The organism is candidate division WOR-3 bacterium (assembly GCA_039801725.1).
Classification (GTDB): Bacteria; Hydrothermota; Tepidihabitantia; order Tepidihabitantales; family DTDR01; genus DTDR01.
In genome coordinates this window covers 1-17,015 of record JBDRVE010000004.1, presented here as the reverse complement: position 1 = coordinate 17,015, position 17,015 = coordinate 1, and the positions used below count along the sequence as shown (strand labels likewise).

At 32.8% G+C, this 17,015-nt stretch carries 19 protein-coding genes; 4 read left to right on the top strand and 15 right to left on the bottom strand.

Features of this window, described 5'->3' with window-relative positions; genetic code table 11:
• Positions 1-14 precede the first annotated feature (14 nt).
• The 5 genes from ABIK75_01490 to ABIK75_01470 form a co-directional block, all read right to left on the bottom strand.
• Positions 15-758, bottom strand: coding sequence for an RsmE family RNA methyltransferase (locus tag ABIK75_01490; protein ID MEO0089769.1), 744 nt, complete (start codon positions 756-758; stop codon positions 15-17).
• Positions 755-1,903 carry a DnaJ C-terminal domain-containing protein gene (locus ABIK75_01485; GenBank protein MEO0089768.1) on the bottom strand — a complete coding sequence of 383 codons (1,149 nt, stop codon included), beginning with the start codon at positions 1,901-1,903 and terminating at the stop codon, positions 755-757. The genes ABIK75_01490 and ABIK75_01485 overlap by 4 nt, the downstream gene beginning before the upstream one ends.
• A gap of 68 nt (positions 1,904-1,971) precedes the next feature.
• Positions 1,972-2,421: a sigma factor-like helix-turn-helix DNA-binding protein gene (locus tag ABIK75_01480; GenBank protein MEO0089767.1), complete on the bottom strand. Its 450-nt coding sequence runs from the start codon at positions 2,419-2,421 to the stop codon at positions 1,972-1,974.
• Between the two features lie 12 nt (positions 2,422-2,433).
• Positions 2,434-4,296: a molecular chaperone DnaK gene (gene dnaK / locus ABIK75_01475; GenBank protein MEO0089766.1), complete on the bottom strand. Its 1,863-nt coding sequence runs from the start codon at positions 4,294-4,296 to the stop codon at positions 2,434-2,436.
• 38 nt (positions 4,297-4,334) lie between these two features.
• The gene (locus tag ABIK75_01470; GenBank protein ID MEO0089765.1) at positions 4,335-4,802 is read right to left on the bottom strand and encodes a nucleotide exchange factor GrpE; all 468 of its coding nucleotides are present in this window, start codon (positions 4,800-4,802) and stop codon (positions 4,335-4,337) included.
• Between the two features lie 82 nt (positions 4,803-4,884).
• Between ABIK75_01470 and ABIK75_01465 the strand changes: the two genes are divergently transcribed.
• Together ABIK75_01465 and asnS are read left to right on the top strand one after the other, a co-directional pair.
• Positions 4,885-5,367, top strand: a complete 483-nt coding sequence (locus ABIK75_01465; GenBank protein MEO0089764.1) for an adenosine-specific kinase — start codon at positions 4,885-4,887, stop codon at positions 5,365-5,367.
• Positions 5,364-6,650 carry an asparagine--tRNA ligase gene (asnS, locus tag ABIK75_01460; GenBank protein MEO0089763.1) on the top strand — a complete coding sequence of 429 codons (1,287 nt, stop codon included), beginning with the start codon at positions 5,364-5,366 and terminating at the stop codon, positions 6,648-6,650. The genes ABIK75_01465 and asnS overlap by 4 nt, the downstream gene beginning before the upstream one ends.
• Before the next feature lies 1 nt (position 6,651).
• Here the strand turns inward: asnS and rdgB are convergent, their stop codons facing one another.
• From rdgB to ABIK75_01430, 6 genes are read right to left on the bottom strand one after another with little or no spacing between them, the layout of a single operon-like run.
• Positions 6,652-7,239 carry an RdgB/HAM1 family non-canonical purine NTP pyrophosphatase gene (rdgB, locus tag ABIK75_01455; GenBank protein ID MEO0089762.1) on the bottom strand — a complete coding sequence of 196 codons (588 nt, stop codon included), beginning with the start codon at positions 7,237-7,239 and terminating at the stop codon, positions 6,652-6,654.
• Positions 7,236-8,321 (bottom strand): sugar phosphate nucleotidyltransferase, encoded by a 1,086-nt coding sequence (locus ABIK75_01450; GenBank protein ID MEO0089761.1) that lies wholly within the window; start codon positions 8,319-8,321, stop codon positions 7,236-7,238. The genes rdgB and ABIK75_01450 overlap by 4 nt, the downstream gene beginning before the upstream one ends.
• The gene (locus ABIK75_01445; protein MEO0089760.1) at positions 8,311-8,964 is read right to left on the bottom strand and encodes a DUF3108 domain-containing protein; all 654 of its coding nucleotides are present in this window, start codon (positions 8,962-8,964) and stop codon (positions 8,311-8,313) included. The genes ABIK75_01450 and ABIK75_01445 overlap by 11 nt, the downstream gene beginning before the upstream one ends.
• Before the next feature lie 54 nt (positions 8,965-9,018).
• Complete coding sequence (locus ABIK75_01440) at positions 9,019-9,801, bottom strand: hypothetical protein (protein ID MEO0089759.1); 783 nt, start codon at positions 9,799-9,801, stop codon at positions 9,019-9,021.
• A gap of 12 nt (positions 9,802-9,813) precedes the next feature.
• Entirely contained in the window at positions 9,814-10,086 is a 273-nt protein-coding gene (locus ABIK75_01435) for a hypothetical protein (GenBank protein MEO0089758.1), read from the bottom strand.
• Positions 10,087-10,114: 28 nt separating this feature from the next.
• The gene (locus ABIK75_01430) at positions 10,115-10,627 is read right to left on the bottom strand and encodes a CvpA family protein (protein MEO0089757.1); all 513 of its coding nucleotides are present in this window, start codon (positions 10,625-10,627) and stop codon (positions 10,115-10,117) included.
• A gap of 203 nt (positions 10,628-10,830) precedes the next feature.
• Here ABIK75_01430 and ABIK75_01425 point away from each other — a divergent pair, with 203 nt between their 5' ends.
• Positions 10,831-12,432 carry a T9SS type A sorting domain-containing protein gene (locus ABIK75_01425; GenBank protein ID MEO0089756.1) on the top strand — a complete coding sequence of 534 codons (1,602 nt, stop codon included), beginning with the start codon at positions 10,831-10,833 and terminating at the stop codon, positions 12,430-12,432.
• 55 nt (positions 12,433-12,487) lie between these two features.
• On the opposite strand, the gene ABIK75_01420 is transcribed toward ABIK75_01425, so the two are convergent.
• From ABIK75_01420 to ABIK75_01405, 4 genes are read right to left on the bottom strand one after another with little or no spacing between them, the layout of a single operon-like run.
• Positions 12,488-13,630 carry an acyl-CoA dehydrogenase gene (locus tag ABIK75_01420; GenBank protein MEO0089755.1) on the bottom strand — a complete coding sequence of 381 codons (1,143 nt, stop codon included), beginning with the start codon at positions 13,628-13,630 and terminating at the stop codon, positions 12,488-12,490.
• A gap of 13 nt (positions 13,631-13,643) precedes the next feature.
• A complete protein-coding gene (locus tag ABIK75_01415) occupies positions 13,644-14,768 on the bottom strand; it encodes an acyl-CoA dehydrogenase family protein (GenBank protein ID MEO0089754.1) in 1,125 nt (374 codons plus the stop codon).
• A gap of 2 nt (positions 14,769-14,770) precedes the next feature.
• A complete protein-coding gene (locus tag ABIK75_01410; GenBank protein ID MEO0089753.1) occupies positions 14,771-15,532 on the bottom strand; it encodes a CoA-transferase in 762 nt (253 codons plus the stop codon).
• A 2-nt stretch (positions 15,533-15,534) separates the two neighbouring features.
• Positions 15,535-16,506 (bottom strand): CoA-transferase, encoded by a 972-nt coding sequence (locus tag ABIK75_01405; protein ID MEO0089752.1) that lies wholly within the window; start codon positions 16,504-16,506, stop codon positions 15,535-15,537.
• Between the two features lie 152 nt (positions 16,507-16,658).
• On the opposite strand from ABIK75_01405, the gene ABIK75_01400 reads away from it, so the two are divergent.
• The coding region (locus ABIK75_01400; GenBank protein ID MEO0089751.1) for a hypothetical protein at positions 16,659-17,015 on the top strand (357 nt) is incomplete at its 3' end.

The window sequence follows — 17,015 nt, the reverse complement described above, 5'->3', positions numbered from 1 at the left end:
TTTTTCACCCCCTTTTAAATATTATTAAATTCATATAAAATTAAACTCACTGCCACAATTCCTGCGGTTTCGCTTTTTAGTCTTCTTTTTCCTAGAGTAAAAAATTTTGCTCCTTTTTCTTTAGCCTTTTTTATTTCTTCAGAAGCGAAACCACCTTCTGGACCGATTATTAACAAAATATTTTTAATAGCATCTCTATTTTCAATAATATCGGCTAATCTAGTTTCACTATTTTCGTAAGCTAAAAGAACCAGATCAAAAGATGAAAAATTTTCTGTTAATTGACTAAAACTTAATGGTTGATAAATTTTAGGCAAAAGAGTGCCGGCAGAAGTTTTTAAAGAAGAAATAGCAATTTTTTTTAATCGTTTTAATTTGTTTTCGGTTAGTGAAGCTATTGTATTTTGAAAATATACAGGAAGAAAACCGCTGATCCCCAGTTCAGTTGTTTTTGCTAGCATTATTTCGGTATTTTCGCCTTTTAATGGCGAACATGCTAAAGTGATAGCAATATTGGGTTCCCGTGGCAAGTATCTTTTATTTAAAATTTTCCCTTTTAACTTTTCTTTTTGGGTGTAAGTTATTAAAAATTCATACTCGTAACCATAACCATCGGTTAGTTTTATTTTATCTCCAACCTTATGTCTCATTACTTTTAAAATATGTTTTGCTTCTTCGTCTTTTATTATTATCTCTTCACCAATTTCTAATGAATTAGGATAAAAATAAATTTCACAAGATAAAAAATCTTTTTTCATTTAGTCTCTTGTGGTCGATAAGGTTTAGGAGGCGATTCTAAGGATATTTTTTTTAGTTCTTCCAGTAATCTCTTTTCTTCTTCCGAGAGTCGGGTAGGGAAGAAAATTTTGATTTTCACTAATAAATCACCGCTAATATTTTGACCTTTTAATCCTAATCCCTTAATTCTAATTATTTGTCCGTCTCGGACACCAGGACTAATCTTAATTTTTTTATTACCCTCTAAAGTAGGTACTTCAATCTCACCACCTATTAAAGCGGTGGTATAATGAATAGGGACTTCGACCATTAAATCCGTTCCTTGTCTTAAAAAAAGAGGATGGGGAAGTTCTTCAAACTCAATAATTATATCTCCTTTGCCTCCTTCGCCATAATGTCCTTCGCCTTTGAGAATTAAATGGTTTTTATCCGTAATTTCTTGAGGAATCTTGATCTTAAATATTTTTTTCTTTTTAATTCGTCCGCTTCCTCCGCAAGTTTTGCACAATTCTTTTACTACCTTGCCATTACCACCGCAATGAGGGCAAGTAGTAATTTTGATTATTTGACTAAAAGCGGTTCTTTGAATTTGTTGAATTTCTCCTTTACCTTTACAAACAGAACATGTAGTTTTACCTTTACCTCCGATTCCTTCACAATCAGGACACTTTTCATACCGCTCTAATTCAAAAGTTTTTTCTCTACCCTCGGCAATGTCTTCTAATGTTAATTTCATCTTTACCCTTATATTTCCGCCGACCGGTTTTCTTTTTCTTTCTTTGGTTTTCGGTTCCCAAAAATCAAAAATCGTTTCCTCTTCAAAAAATCTTCGAAGAAAATCAAAGGGATCAAAACTGCTGCCGAAAATATCCCGCCATTCATCAGCGTGAGTAAAATGTTCCCAAGTAAAGCCACTCGGACCAAATTTTTGAGACAATCCTTCGTGACCGTACAGATCATACAATTTTCTTTTTTCGTCATCCATCAAAACTTCATAGGCCTCGGAAATCTCTTTAAATTTTTCCTCTGCTTCCTTCCGATTATGAGGGTTCATATCAGGATGATATTTTTTAGCCAGGCGTCGGTAAGCCTGTTTAATTTCTTCTTTTGTAGCATTACGGGAGACACCTAAAATTTCATAGTAATCCTTTTTAGTTTTTTCCATAAGAATAAAGAAAATCTAGTTATCTTTAAAATTTAATTAAATAACAAAAATTTCTTTAATCTACTAAACTAAACCTTTACCCTTTTAGCCTTTAATAATGGTTTGGCGGCTTCTTCTAATTCTTTTATTGCGGTATTAATTAGTTTCTTATCTTTTTTAATCAGCGCTTTTTTCAATTTTTCCAGCTTGGTTTCGATCTGTTTTCTTTCTTTTGCTGCTAAAATATCGCCGTATTTTTTTAGTTTATTTTGAATAGTGAAGTACTTAATACGTCCGCGCATCAATGGTTTTTTTAGTTCTTTAAGAGCAGCGATCAACTCTTTGCTTCCAAATCTCCTTAGAATTCGCTCTTCAATTTGTCTTACCCGTTCACGGGTGATATTAAGTTTGTTACCGATTGCTTGTAAAGTATGAGGGATTTCGCCGCCTAAACCGTAACGTAATCTAATAACTTCTTCTTCTCTTTTTGTTAAAGATTTAAGTATTTTTTCAAGTTTTCCATCTAAATTACTTACCATAGTTTCTCCTTTTTAAGATTTACTATCTTCATCATAAACTTCATAATCTTTTTTATCTTTTTCTTCTTTTTGACTTTGTGTTCGCTGATACATGGCTTCTGCTAAACGATGACTTGCCCTCTGCAATTCATCAATTGCTCGTTCAATTTCTTCTTTGTTATCTCCTTTCATCACCTCCTTTAATCGATTTAATTTTTCCTCAATTTCCCTCCTATCACTTTCTGAGATTTTATCACCAAACTCTTTTAGATTTTTTTCGATTGTATAAGCTAGCGTATCAGCCTTATTTCTAGTTTCTACCAATTCCTTTTTCTTACGATCTTCTTCGCGATACATTTCTGCTTCCTTGATCATTCTTTCGATCTCTTCTTTGGTAAGACCGGAAGAAGGGATAATTCTCATACTTTGTTCTTTTTTAGTGGCTAAATCTCGAGCAGTCACGTGTAAGATTCCGTCAGCATCGATATCGAAGATAACCTCAATTTGGGGTACTCCACGAGGAGCCGGAGGGATACCATGAAGTTCAAACTTTCCTAAACTTTTATTATCCGCAGCCATTGGTCTTTCTCCTTGTAACACATGAATAGTAACTGCTGTTTGGTTATCTTCGGCGGTAGTAAATATTTGGCTTTTTCTTACAGGAATAGTTGTGTTTCTTTCGATAATTTTAGTAAAAACACCCCCTAACGTTTCGATGCCCAAAGATAAAGGAGTTACGTCTAAAAGAACAATGTCTTTGATTTCACCAGCAAGCACCGCTCCTTGAATAGCGGCACCAATAGCAACTACCTCGTCAGGATTGATTCCTTTATGGGGTTCTTTACCAAAGAAATCTCTTACGACTTCTTGAACTCTTGGCATTCTTGTTTGCCCTCCCACTAAGATAACTTCATCAATATCTTCCGGTCTCAATTTCGCATCGGCTAGACAATTTCTTACAGGTTCTAACGTTTTTTGAATCAAATCTTCCACCATTGCCTCTAAACGAGCTCGTGTTAACTTTAATTCTAGATGAATTGGTCCTTTTTCAGGATCGGAATAGATAAAAGGTAAGCTTATTAGAGTTTCATATTTGGTAGAAAGTTCTCTTTTAGCTTTTTCTGCTGCTTCTCTAATCCTTTGTAAAGCAGTCCGATCTTTGGAAAGATCCACTTTGAATTCTCTTTTTGCTTCTTCTAAAATCCATTCAACAATTCGGGCATCAAAGTCGTCGCCACCCAAATGAGTGTTACCATTGGTAGCGATTACTTCAAATACTCCTTCGCCTATTTCTAAAATAGAAATATCGAAAGTACCTCCACCTAAATCATAAACCGCAATTTTTTCGTTTTTCTTTTTATCTAATCCATAGGCTAGAGCAGCCGCAGTTGGTTCGTTAATAATTCTTAATACTTCTAACCCAGCAATTTTTCCAGCATCCTTAGTAGCTTGCCTTTGGGCATCGTTAAAATAGGCTGGTACGGTAATTACTGCCTTATCAATTTTTTCACCCAAATATTGTTCAGCAGCATTTTTTAAATATTCTAAGATCATTGCTGAAATCTGCGGAGGGGAATACCTTTTTCCTTCTACTTCTACCCAGGCATCTCCATTATCAGCAGGTACTACCTTATAAGGAACTAATTTTATTTCTTCAGTCACTTCGGAATATTTTCGTCCCATAAACCGCTTAATAGAATAAATTGTTTTGTCCGGATTTATTATTGCCTGTCTTTTAGCAAGAGTTCCGACCAATCTTTCTTTACCAAAAGCCACTACTGATGGAGTTGTTCTTTCTCCCTCGGGATTAGGAATAACTATTGGTTGACCTTTTTCCATTACTGCCACGACAGAAAAAGTAGTTCCCAAATCTATCCCGATTACTCTTTTTCCCATTTTACCTCCTTTATTTTTTTCATATTTATTAGACTCATTTATTCTTCTGAAGGATTTTGTTTTTCTTTACTAACAATCACTTGAGCTGGTTTTAACACATAATCTTTGTATAAATATCCCTTGCTAACCTCTTCTATTATTTTATTAGGCGGTATTTTGTCGGTTTCTACATATCCCACGGCTTCAGCATATTTGGGATCAAAATCCTTTTCTAATAAAGAATATTCTTTTAATCCGTATTTTTCTAATACTCCTTTTAACTGATTATAAATTATTTCTAATCCCCTTTTCAAACTTTGAAAACTATTATTTAATTGAGAGTGAAATAAAGCCCGATTGAAATTCTCTAAAACGGGGATAATATCGATAAAGAACTCCTTTAAACTAAGTTCTTTAGCCATAAGTACTTCTCGCTCTTTTCTTTTTCGAAAGTTATCAAATTCAGCTAAAAGACGAAGATAACTATCTTTTAGTAAACTAACCGGCCCTACCTTTTTCTTTTCCATCTTGACTTTTACTATCTAATTTATTATAATATACCAAAAATTTGAAGATTTGTCAACAAGTAAAGAGTTAAGGAGGGAAAGTATGGAAATAAAAATAGTTGAAATTAAAAAACCAGCCGATGTAAATGTAATTTTGGGACAAAGTCATTTTATTAAAACGGTGGAAGATTTATACGAAGTAATTGTGGCGACAAACCCCCATGCCAAATTTGGTCTTGCTTTTTGTGAATCTTCCGGTCCATGTTTAGTACGAAGTGAAGGAAACGATGAAGATTTAAAAAGTTTAGCAATTGAGAATGCCTTAAATATTGGTGCTGGTCATTCATTTATTATTTTTCTGAGAGATGCTTATCCAATTAATATCCTAAATGGTATAAAGCAAGTGTGTGAAGTATGTTCTATTTATGCAGCAACGGCTAATCCTTTAAAAGTAATTATTGCTGACGATGGTGAAGGTCGTGGGATTTTAGGTGTGATTGATGGTTTTGCTCCTAAAGGCATAGAAAAAGAAGAAGATATTGAGAAAAGAAAGAAATTTTTACGAGAGATAAAATATAAATTATGATTTGGATAGAAAATATCAGTGATTATGAGGGGAAAGAAGTTATTTTAAAAGGTTGGGTTTATAACAAAAGATCTTCGGGCAAAGTGAGATTTGTGTTAGTTCGAGATGGTACAGGTATAATTCAAGTAGTTTTTTCTGCTAATGAAGTAGATGAAGAATCTTTCGAGCTGGCTGATAAAGTTACACAGGAATCTTTAGTAGAACTTAAAGGTATTGTGCGTAAAGATTCTCGAGCACCAGGAGGTTTTGAGATTATTGGCAAGGAATTAAAACTTTTGAGTTCTTCAGAAAATTATCCAATCACTAAAAAAGAACACGGCATTGATTTTCTTTTGCAACACCGACACCTTTGGATTCGTTCGCGAAAACAGTTTGCTATCCTGAGAATCAGGGCAGAGATAATTAAAGCCTGTCGTGATTTTTTAGATAATCGAGGATTTATTTTAGTTGATGCTCCAATTTTGACCCCTACTTCTTGTGAAGGTACTACCACTCTCTTTGAGGTTAATTATTTTGATAGAAAGGCTTATCTTTCTCAGAGTGGTCAACTTTATAATGAGGCAGCGGCAGCTGCCTTAGGAAAAGTTTATTGCTTTGGTCCTGCCTTCCGGGCAGAGAAATCAAAAACACGAAGGCATTTGACTGAATTCTGGATGGTTGAGCCTGAAGCAAGTTTTATGGAACTTTTCGATATTGTTGATTTAGCAGAAGAAATGATAGTGTATATTGTGGAGAGAGTATTAGAAAGAAGAAAAAAAGAATTGGAGATTTTAGAAAGAGATATAAATTCGTTGTTGAATATCAAAAAACCTTTTCCTCGAATCACTTATGATGAAGCGATAAAAAAATTACAAGAAGGTGGTTTTAAAATAAATTGGGGAGATGATTTTGGTGGCGACGAGGAGACTTTTCTCTCAAATCTTTATGATAAACCTTTGATAATTTATCATTATCCGGCCAAATGCAAAGCCTTTTATATGAAAAGATTGAAAGAAAATCCAGAAATTTCGCTTTCTGTTGATATTTTAGCACCCGAAGGATATGGGGAAATTGTCGGTGGCGGTCAAAGAGAGGATGATTTAAAAGAATTGGAAAAAAGATTAATAGAATATAATCTACCAAGAGAGCCTTTTGAATGGTATTTAGACTTAAGGAGATACGGTAGTTTTGTTCATTCGGGATTTGGTTTGGGAATTGAAAGAACAGTCGCTTGGATATGCAAAATTAAACATGTGAGAGAAGCGATACCATTTCCTCGAATGATTGATAGAATTTATCCCTAAATTATTTTATTAGAGTTTTTAGAAAGTTTTTTAATTGAAAAAGAGCTTTTGCCCGATGACTTATTTTATTTTTTTCTTCTCCAAGAAGGGCAAAAGTTTTATTATAACCTTTTGGAATGAAGATTGGATCATAGCCAAAGCCTTTATTTCCCATTTCTTTATCGCTAATATAACCTTCGCATTCACCTTCAAAGAATTTTACTTTTTTTAAGGATAAAGCCAAAGCCATTACACATTTAAATTTTGCCTTTCTTTTTTCTTTTTTCACACCTTTTAATAAACTCAGTACTTTCTTGATATTTTCTTTGGAATTTCGTTTTTTGGTAAATCGTGCCGATTTTAGACCTGGGGCACCATTTAAATAATCAATCATTAAACCTGAGTCTTCACCAATTGAGATATAACCCGTTTGTAATAACCCAGTAATTGCCTTTTTATAAGCATTTTCATAAAAACTGTCACCATCTTCTTTACAAATAAATTTAATTTTTAAATCCTGAGGAGTTAAGATTTGGACGTTTAAATCAGAGAGGATTTCTTTTATTTCCCTTATCTTTCCCTTGTTATTAGTGGCTAAAAAAATCTTCATAAATATTTTTGATATTCTTTTTTTTCTTTTAATATTTTTAAAAAATTTTTTATTTTATCAAATTCTTTTTTATCACAAACAAATATTAGATCCTTTTCTTTTATCAAAATCAAATCTTTTATACCTAAAGAAAAAACCGGTAAATCTTTTGTATAAAAAATAGAATTTTCTGTCTCCCAAGAAAGGATATTACCGATTTTGATATTATTCTTTTCGTCTTTCTCAAAATATCTTTCTAAGGCTAAAATTGAACCTACATCGTCCCAATCAAAAGTGCTCTTTACTACGGCAATTCTTTCAGCCTTTTCCATAATCGCATAATCAACAGAAATATTTTCTGCCTTTTCATAAATTTTTTCTAACAACCTTCTTTCTTTTTTTGTTCCCAAATATTTTTCCAATAATTTTAAATCTTCATAAAGGGAAGGCATAAATTTTTCTACCTGTTTTAAAAAATAATCTATTTTCCAAACAAACATTCCGCTATTCCAAAGGAATCTTTGGCTTTCCAAAAATTCTTTTGCCTTTTCATAATTTGGTTTTTCAACAAATCGTTTTACTTGGTAACTTTTTAAATTATCTTTTTCCTCTATTAAATTATCAATCTCAATATAACCGTAACCAGTTGCTGGATAAGTGGGCGGAATTCCGAAAGTCACCAGGTAATTTTCCTTTGCAATTTGGAAAGCGAAATCAACGCATTTATAAAATTCTTCTTGATTTTTAATTAAATGGTCAGCAGGCAACACAATAGTTAAGGCATCGTTACTCTCTTTTTTGATATGGAAAGAAGCCAAGGCGATAGCAATGGCAGTATTTTTGGATTGGGGCTCAATTACTAAATTATTTTCTTTTAATTTTAATAAATCTTTGGTATTTTTTGCTAAATCTTTAGGGACCACATATTTCTGATATTTTAAAGAAATAAATCCAGTAATTCTTTTTTTGGTTAGTTTTAACAAAGATTCGTTATAAAAAAGTTTTAAGAATTGTTTTGGTCTTTTAAATCGGCTTAAGGGCCAAAATCTTTCTCCTCGACCACCAGCAATAATTATTGCATATCTTTTTAAATTATCTCTCATAATCTCTGATTATTGCTTTTAAAAGTCCACCAAGAAAATTTGTTTTAATAATTAAAGGTAAATAATCTTTTCCCTCTTGAATATAGATACTTCCTAAAATTTTTGCTTTTGGTTTTGTTTTGGGGTAAATTTCATATGTATAAAAAGAACCAATATTGGTATTGATAAACAATCTTCTTTTCTTTTCTAAAATTACTTCGTAATTTTGCTTATTATAATGAAGAAAACAATTTTTAGCCATTTTATCTTCGGCAATAATTTTACGTATATAAAACCAAAAAGTCAAGATATCTTTTATTTCATTAATTAATGGAAAAATAGTGTTATCACTGTAAATAATTTTATTATTTTTATAATCAAAATAAATACTGCATCTCTCCTTAAAATTTTTTTCATTAATACTTTTATAAGCAAATAAAGTTTTGAGATGAGTGTCAGCATAACTTATTAAGGTATCGGCAATTTCCACGAGAGGGGATAAGTTTTTATTTGAATGGAGATAACAAGCGAGACGATAAGCTTCTTTTTCTTGATAAATTATCTTTTTACATTCTAATTTTAAAGAACCAACCTTAATAAATCCTAAATAAAGGTCGTAGTGAATTGTTTCATTAAAGAGATTAAATAAAAATAAAAGAAGCATAAAATAAAAAAGCCCCGAGGATTTAATCTCGGGGCCTCCTAATAAAGATTTTGGTTATTGAGTTTTTACCCAACGGAGTCCGGGAACTTTTTGATAGGCGACTTTGATATCAACGCGGGTGCCACTAATTGCTTTTATTAAAATTTTACCAAAATTATCATCCACTGAATATCCGTTGTTATTTCTATCTAGCCAAAGATAATAGACACCATTTATTTCAATATTTTTTCTTTGAGTCGAATAAACACCCGGTTCAGGTGCCATATTTTCAGCATCAAAATTTCCGGAAGCGATTTGAGAAATTGCATTTCCTTTATCATTATAATGAGGAGAAGTATAATCACCGGGATTAACAATAGACATTGGTGCAAATTCGCCCCGGTCATCAAAAATATAATCTAAATTAGGCCAATTCGCTTGATTGCCAATTGCCAAGGGAATGGCACCATTATCAGTTAATTGCAAACCGCTTGGATGATCGGGCGAAGGATCGCTAGCACCATAAACACTTACTTCGCTTACTACCGGTGTTAGATCTAAACTCCATTTTTCACTTTCTTCATTCTTTTTGTAGGCGGATACTTCAATTAGTTTTGCTGGACCGCTTACATCATAAGAAGTAACGGTTGATGGTAAAGAAGTATCTCTTATGCCATCTACATAAATATAGTAACCATCAACATTGGCCACTTGAGTCCAAGTTAAACGAAGTTTTGCACCATTATCAATCGGTTGATAAGAAACTGTTGGTTTTTCCGGTCTTTCAACCACTTGTTCGCAAGCAAGGAAAATTATAAATAATGAAATTAAAAAAAGGAGTTTAATATATTTCTTCATTTTTACCTCCTTTTACTTTCTTGTTGGTGGTTTTACCTTTGGCGCTGGTGGTGTTGGTGGTTTTGGTGCTGGTGTTACTGGTTTTTTCGTATGGAATTGTTGATAATGCTCTTCATAAACAGCCTTTAATGAATCTAACGTAGCAGTTAGGATATTTATTTTTTCTTTTAATTGGGTTATTTCATTATTTAATTTATCCATCTGTTGAGTTATCTGTTGACCTGGCTGACAATTGAAAAATAATAATACACTTAAAAATAAAAAAAGAGTGATTAGGTATCTCATTTTACTTCCTCCTTTTAAATAAAAGTAATTATTTTTTACCATTAATATAGAATAACAAATTTTTCAGATTTGTCAAATAGTTTCTTTTTAAAAATTTTTTCTCAATTATTGAAGAAAATTGATCGCCATAATTATATAATTGATAAGTAAGGTTTGACTTTTTTATTAAGTTTTCGCTCTTTGGATAGATATTTAAAGAGAGAAAGATAAAAAACCAGATTAAAATAAGACCTTTAACGGTTTCTAAGATACCGCCCAAAAGATTATCCAACCAATTTAGATGAAGGGCTTTTAAAATTGCTGCCAAAAAATAACCAATTAATTTAAAAATAAAAAATAAGATAATAAAAACAAAAAGATAGATTAAGATTTTAGAAATAAATAAAGGAAGGTGATAAGGTTTTAGGAAATTAAAGAAGTAATTATAATATTTATCAAGAATTTTTATTCCAACAATTATTGTTAAGATTGAAGAGATAGAAAAGAAAAAGCCCTTTTTAATTCCTTTTATAAAAAATATTATTAGAATAATTAAAAGAATAATAGTTATTAAAATCCCACACCTCCTGCTTTATATAAATATTATAATTAAAATTTTTATTTTGTCAATAAATTAAAATTTACTTTAGTATTAGTTGTTTTTCTTTTTTATTGACTTTTTTTGTTAATTGGTGTATAATTTAAGTAAACGTAAATCCGCAGAAGGTTTAGGCGATTTACGTAAGGATAAAAACGGAGGAAATGGTGAAAGTACGAATTTTAATTATTTTCTTTTTTATTTTTTTAATTCAAAAAAGCGATGCTGGCTTTATCAACGGATTTGAGAACTATCAACCACCAAGAGAAGTTAACTCTCCTGTTGAACTTTATGGAACATTTATTAACCAAGAAGTGGAATATCCTTATGATTGGGGAAGAGATGCTTTGATTGATACCTCATACCTTTATGATTTTGACGGTGATTATGATGAGAATACTGGTTGGCTCTGGGTCGTTTTGGCACCAGGATTTGATTCGGTTTTCAGGATTTATCGTTCTACTGACCGAGGTATTCATTGGACATTATGTTATGAATTTTATCACGGCATAAAGAGTTTATATCCAAAAGTTGGGATTGTCCTTGGTAGAGGTGATTCAAACTATGTCTATGTTTTTGTTCTTCATAAGGGTTTAAATAATACTGGTGATATTGGCGGTGTAAAAATCAAATTTGATTTATCGGGTTGGAGTGATTTTTGGATTACTTGGGATAATGATACGATAAATGATTTCTCGGTTTGTAAGGATTTTCGTTCTAACTATTGGCTATATTGCATTGCCAGTAACGAGAATCGGGGTGGATATAATACAAAAATATATCGCTCTTCTGATTATGGTCGAACTTGGGATAGTCAAGCAGGTTATAATATTTATGACCCACATATTGTCTTTGGGACAGGTAGTAATTTGTTCGTCACTTGGGTTCGACCAACGAGAGATACTGTGTGTTTTCAAAGAAATAACAATTATGGTACTCCTGGCTATTGGCTAGAGTTAAGAAATTTACATATTTCACCTTCTCGTAAATATTGTCCAAAAGTTTCTCCGGCGTTTACTACTCCTGATAGTTGGGCGACGACTTGGGTTCTTTATGAAATAGATTATAACAATACTGGCGATATGGATATTTGGTATGCTGTTCGTTCTCATGCCTGGGGTGATACCTGGCGAAAAATGAATATCCTTTCTGCTTCAAGTCTTTTAGATGAAAGGGTTCCTGATGTTAAATATTATAAATCAACAGGAAATATCTATATAAATGCTGCTTATATTATTTATGATTCAAGTTACACCGAAACAAGTTATGTCTATTCCCGTTGGAGTGATGCTAACAATCCTTTTGATTTTCACGAAAGAAATAAAGTAAACGATTCGGGAACCCAGGTAGGAACTTTATTTAGTTCAAAAACTTGTGGTCCGAAAATAATCTATTCTCCTGGTGCACCGGCTCCGGGTGGCGGTGTTTTGTACGCAAGGGCTGGTATTTTCTATTTACCAAAAGGTTTATATTTTGATGCTCCCTGGTTCCCAAGCGCTATTGAAAGAGAAAAAGAGTATAAAGCAAAAATATTAAAGATAAAGACAATTTCTCAAAAAGAAGTGGTTTTTCAGTTTACCAAAGAGGTTAGCGATATTGCTATTTATAACTTAGAAGGTAGATTGGTAAAATCCTTTATTAATAAAGATAAACAGGTTATTTGGAATGGCAAAGATAAATCGGGTAAAGAAATGCCAACAGGTGTTTATCTGATTAAATTCAAAACGGATAAAAAAGAGTTTACTCAGAAGTTTATTTTCTTAAGATAAGAAAAGGAATAGGCTCCGGTTAGATTAATTTCTTTTAGCCGGAGCCTATTTATTTTTAACTAATTAAATTTCGGGCGATAACAATTTTTTGAATTTCTGAAGTTCCTTCATAAATTTCCATACATTTGGCATCTCGGTAATATCTTTCTACCGCATAATCTTTTGTATAGCCATAGCCACCATGGATTTGGACGGCTAATCTTGTTGCTTCAACTGCTACTTGGGAGGCAAAATATTTAGCCATACTCGATTCTTTGGAAAATCTTTGAACCCCTTTATCTTTTAAAGAAGCAGCATAATAGACCAATAATCGGGCTGCCTGAATTTTTGTTGCCATATCAGCAAGCATCTCTTGAATCATTTCAAATTCATAAAGATATTTTCCAAATTGTTTTCTTTCTTTAGTGTAAGTCAATGCCTTTTCCAAGGCTGCCTGGGCAATTCCGACTGATTGGGCACCAATATCAATCCGCGAAACATCTAAGGTATGCATTGCAATTTTAAATCCTTCGCCGATATTTCCCAAAAGATTTTCTTTTGGCACTTTACAATCTTCAAAGATTAATTCACAATTGGCGGTTGAACGTAAACCCATTAAGTCTTCATGCTTACCAATGCTAAATCCTTCAAAATCTCTTTCGACAATCAAGGCACAGATTCCTTTATGTTCTTTTTCTTTATCAATTGTTGCAAAAACGATAAAGATTTTTGCTTCGCCACCATTGGTAATAAATCTTTTTGTGCCATTTAATAAGAAATAATCTCCCATATCTTTTATTGTTGATTCTAAATGGGCTGGGTCACTACCAACATTTGGTTCAGTCAAGGCAAAGGCACCAAGCGCCTTACCTGTTGCTAAAAGGGGTAAATATTTTTTCTTCTGCTGTTCGTTGCCAAAGGCTAAAATTGGATAGGCACATAAGGAATTGTTAACCGCCATTATCACTCCAACAGAACCAGATGCCTTAGAGATTTCTTCAACAGCAATCGCCAAACTGGTAAAGTCTAGACCTGCGCCACCATACTCTTCCGGAATAATCATTCCCATCAATCCTAGTTCTGCCATCTCTTTGATTATCTCATGGGGAAACTCACCAGTTTTATCAATCTCACTGGCAATTGGTTCAATTTTCTCTTGGGCAAATCTTCTTGCGGTATCTTGAATCAATTTTTGGTTTTCATTTAATTCAAAATCCATCTTTCCTCCTTATTTAAAATTTAAAAATTTTTAAAGCCTCACGGGCAATTATTAATTTCATTATTTCGGAAGTTCCTTCACCAATCTCACAAATTTTGGCGTCTCTAAAAAATCTTTCTAAGTTTAATTCTTTACTTATCCCATAATAACCATACAAAGAGAGAGCATAATCACAGATTTTTACTGCTGTCTCAGAAGCATATAGTTTGGCATTGGCACTTTCTTTATCTGCCCTTTCTCCTTGATTTTTTAATAAGGCAGCATAGTAAGTCAAAAGGGAAGCACTTTCTATTAGATTATCGGCTTCGGCAATGATTCTATAAACAATTTCCGATTTTGTCTCTCTTTTCTTTTCCCAAAAAAGTATTGCTTCATAAGCCCTTTTGGCAATTCCCAAAGAAAAGGCAGCAATACTAATTCTGCCGCCATCCAAGGTTTCCATTATATATTTATATCCTTCGCCTTCTTTCCCTAAAAGATTTTCTTGGGGCACCTGACAGTCTTCAAAAATAAGTTCACAAGTAGAAGAGCCTCGAACACCAAGTTTATCTTCTTCTTTTCCGATACTAAAACCTTTAAAATTCTTTTCAATTATAAAAGCAGTAATCCCTTTTTTACCCAAATTTCTATCCAAGGTGCCAATAATCACAAAGATTTCTGCTTCTTGTGAATTGGTGATATATCTTTTTGTGCCATTTAAAATATAAAAATTGCTCTCTTTCTTTGCCCGTAATTCAATCGCACTCGCATCACTTCCTGCATTTGGTTCAGTCAAGCCCATTGCGCCAATTTTTTCGCCTTTTGCTAAAGGAATTAAATATTTTCTTTTCTGTTCTTCATTCCCATATTTAAAAATAGGAAAAGAACATAAAGAAGTATGGGCAGCCACTGTCAAACCAGTTGAAGGACAAATTTTTGATATCTCTTCAATAACAATTGCATAATGTAAATAATCTAATCCCAATCCACCATACTCTTTCGGATAAGGAACTCCTAAATAACCTTTTTCTTTTAGAAGATTTAGATTCTCTTTTAATAAATCGGGAAAATAGTCAGTAAGTTCTTTTAGATTTTTCAAATTCTCTTTTACCTGTTCTTGGAAATTTAAATAATCTTTAAACTCCTTAAGTTTTAGCATTTTTAGATATAAAGTCTATCTTTATCAACTTCTTCTCTTAAAACCCTTAATTCTTCTTCGGTTGGCTCAGGAGTTATTTCAACTTTATCGGGAACAATCAATTCAAAATCGGTATTTTCAATTACCTTTTCAATTGTCACTCCTGGATGGAGAGAGATTATTTTCATTCTTTTTGTCTCATCGTCAAAGCCAAAAAGTCCTAAATTAGAAACAACTCGATAAGGACCAGTATTTGGTGGCAATCCGGCTTTTTCTCTTCCATCTTTACCATCTAAATAACCAGGGGTTGTCATAAAATCAAGTTTTCTAACAAATCTTTTCTTATCGTGCTGTCGCATAATAATGATTGTCTTCCAGCAATGAGAACCAACATCATTTGCTCCGCCACTTCCTGGCAATCTTACTTTCGGTCTTTCATATTCGCCAATAACGGTTGTATTTAGATTTCCGTACATATCAATCTGGGCACCACCAAGAAAACCATACTCAATAAATCCCCTTTGAGCGGTCTCCATTATATCACAAATACCACTTGCCGCAATTCCTTTATAGAAAGTTCTCGAATCACCAACTCCTAAAGGTAATTTTTCTAACCGAGCACCAGTGCCGCCAAATTCAAAGATGCATACCAAATTTGGTGCATAAAGTTTCTGCGCCAACGCTGCTGCTAACATTGGAATACCTGTGCCAATAAAAGCAGTCTTTCTATCCTCCATTAATCTTGCTGCTACGCAGATAATAAGTTCAGTTTCACTATATCTCATCTTTACCTCCCTTGAATCATTTTACTTAATTTTTCTAATCTCTCTCTGCCAATCAAGTCTAAATACTCTTCATGGTTTTTGACACCGTAGACATATTTATCAAGATATTCCTTTGTCTTTTTCTCATCTTTTGATAATTCCAAGAATTCTTTTAAATGTTCTTCATCTCGCCAATATTTATAACACATCTCACCAGGATGGGAGCCATAAGGAGCCAAAACAACCGCATCAACCAAATAATAAGGAATAATTGTCCTTTCTGGATATTTTCTTATCTCTTCGTTATCAATTAACTCTTCACAAGAGACAATCAATCTTTTACAAGCACGGGCAAATTCAAAGGCAAAACCAGAGATACCATCGATCTGACAATTACCATATTTATCTGCCCGATGGACATGGATAAAACCAACGTCCAAATATAAAGCAGGTAACAAGACTACCTTTCTTTTGGTAAAAGGACATTCAACAATTTTGGCAGCACTATGTTTGAAGGTATCCGTGCCCAACATCGAAAAGGTTGGCACAAAAGGTACTCCCATTGCTGCTGCTTTAAAACGCCAAGCCAACGCCGCATTACTCCATTCAACGGTTTTTACTTTGCCACTTTCAATCGCCCTTCTTAAAATGTTAGAAATACCATAGACTTCATAACCGACATAAGTAATATCCATTTCCGAAACCAAATCTGCTGCCAATAATAAATCAATCTCAAATATTCCTTGACCAGCAACCCTTAAATTCTTCTTTCCCTGCCGAACCAGTTCCCTAATTAAAGACATTGGCGCCCTTACGGTACCATATAATTCCGTACCGATGTAATCACCATCTTTGACAAACTTTTCAATTGCCTCTTTCTCACTCATTACCTTTTCTTTCATTGCCAAATCTTTATTTTTATGGACGAATTCTCGGAATTCAAAAGGATCAGAATATTGAATCAATTTTCCCTTGCCTTCTTCAATAATTTTCATAAAACCTCCGTTTTAAAATCCTATATTATGATAAAGAAAAAAATATAAAAATCAATTTTTTAAACTTACCGATTCATAATTTTTTTCTATTTAATTTTTCCCAGATTAATTTTATAAATTGAAATTTAATTAAATAATTTTATAATATAAAAATGAAAGGAGAAGAAATAAAAAAAGTGTTATTCTTTTTTTTAACTTTTTTGTGTTTTATTATAATGTGTTCTAAAACGTCTAAAATAATATATCCGGCAAATATAATGCCCGAGATATTAAATCCCAAAGCTAAGTTGGTAGCAGAAATATTATTTCCGATTTCGCCAGGTGAAAAGAAATCTTTTTATTATCAATTTGCCAAAGGAGATACCATTTTATTTAATGCCTGGACTGTTAAAGGAAACGATATAAGTGAAATATCCATTATCAAATGGCCGGACATTCCAATAGTAAGTGCATATGGAATTAGGGAATTAACGAATAAGAAAATATTTGTTGAAAAAAATTCAATTTAT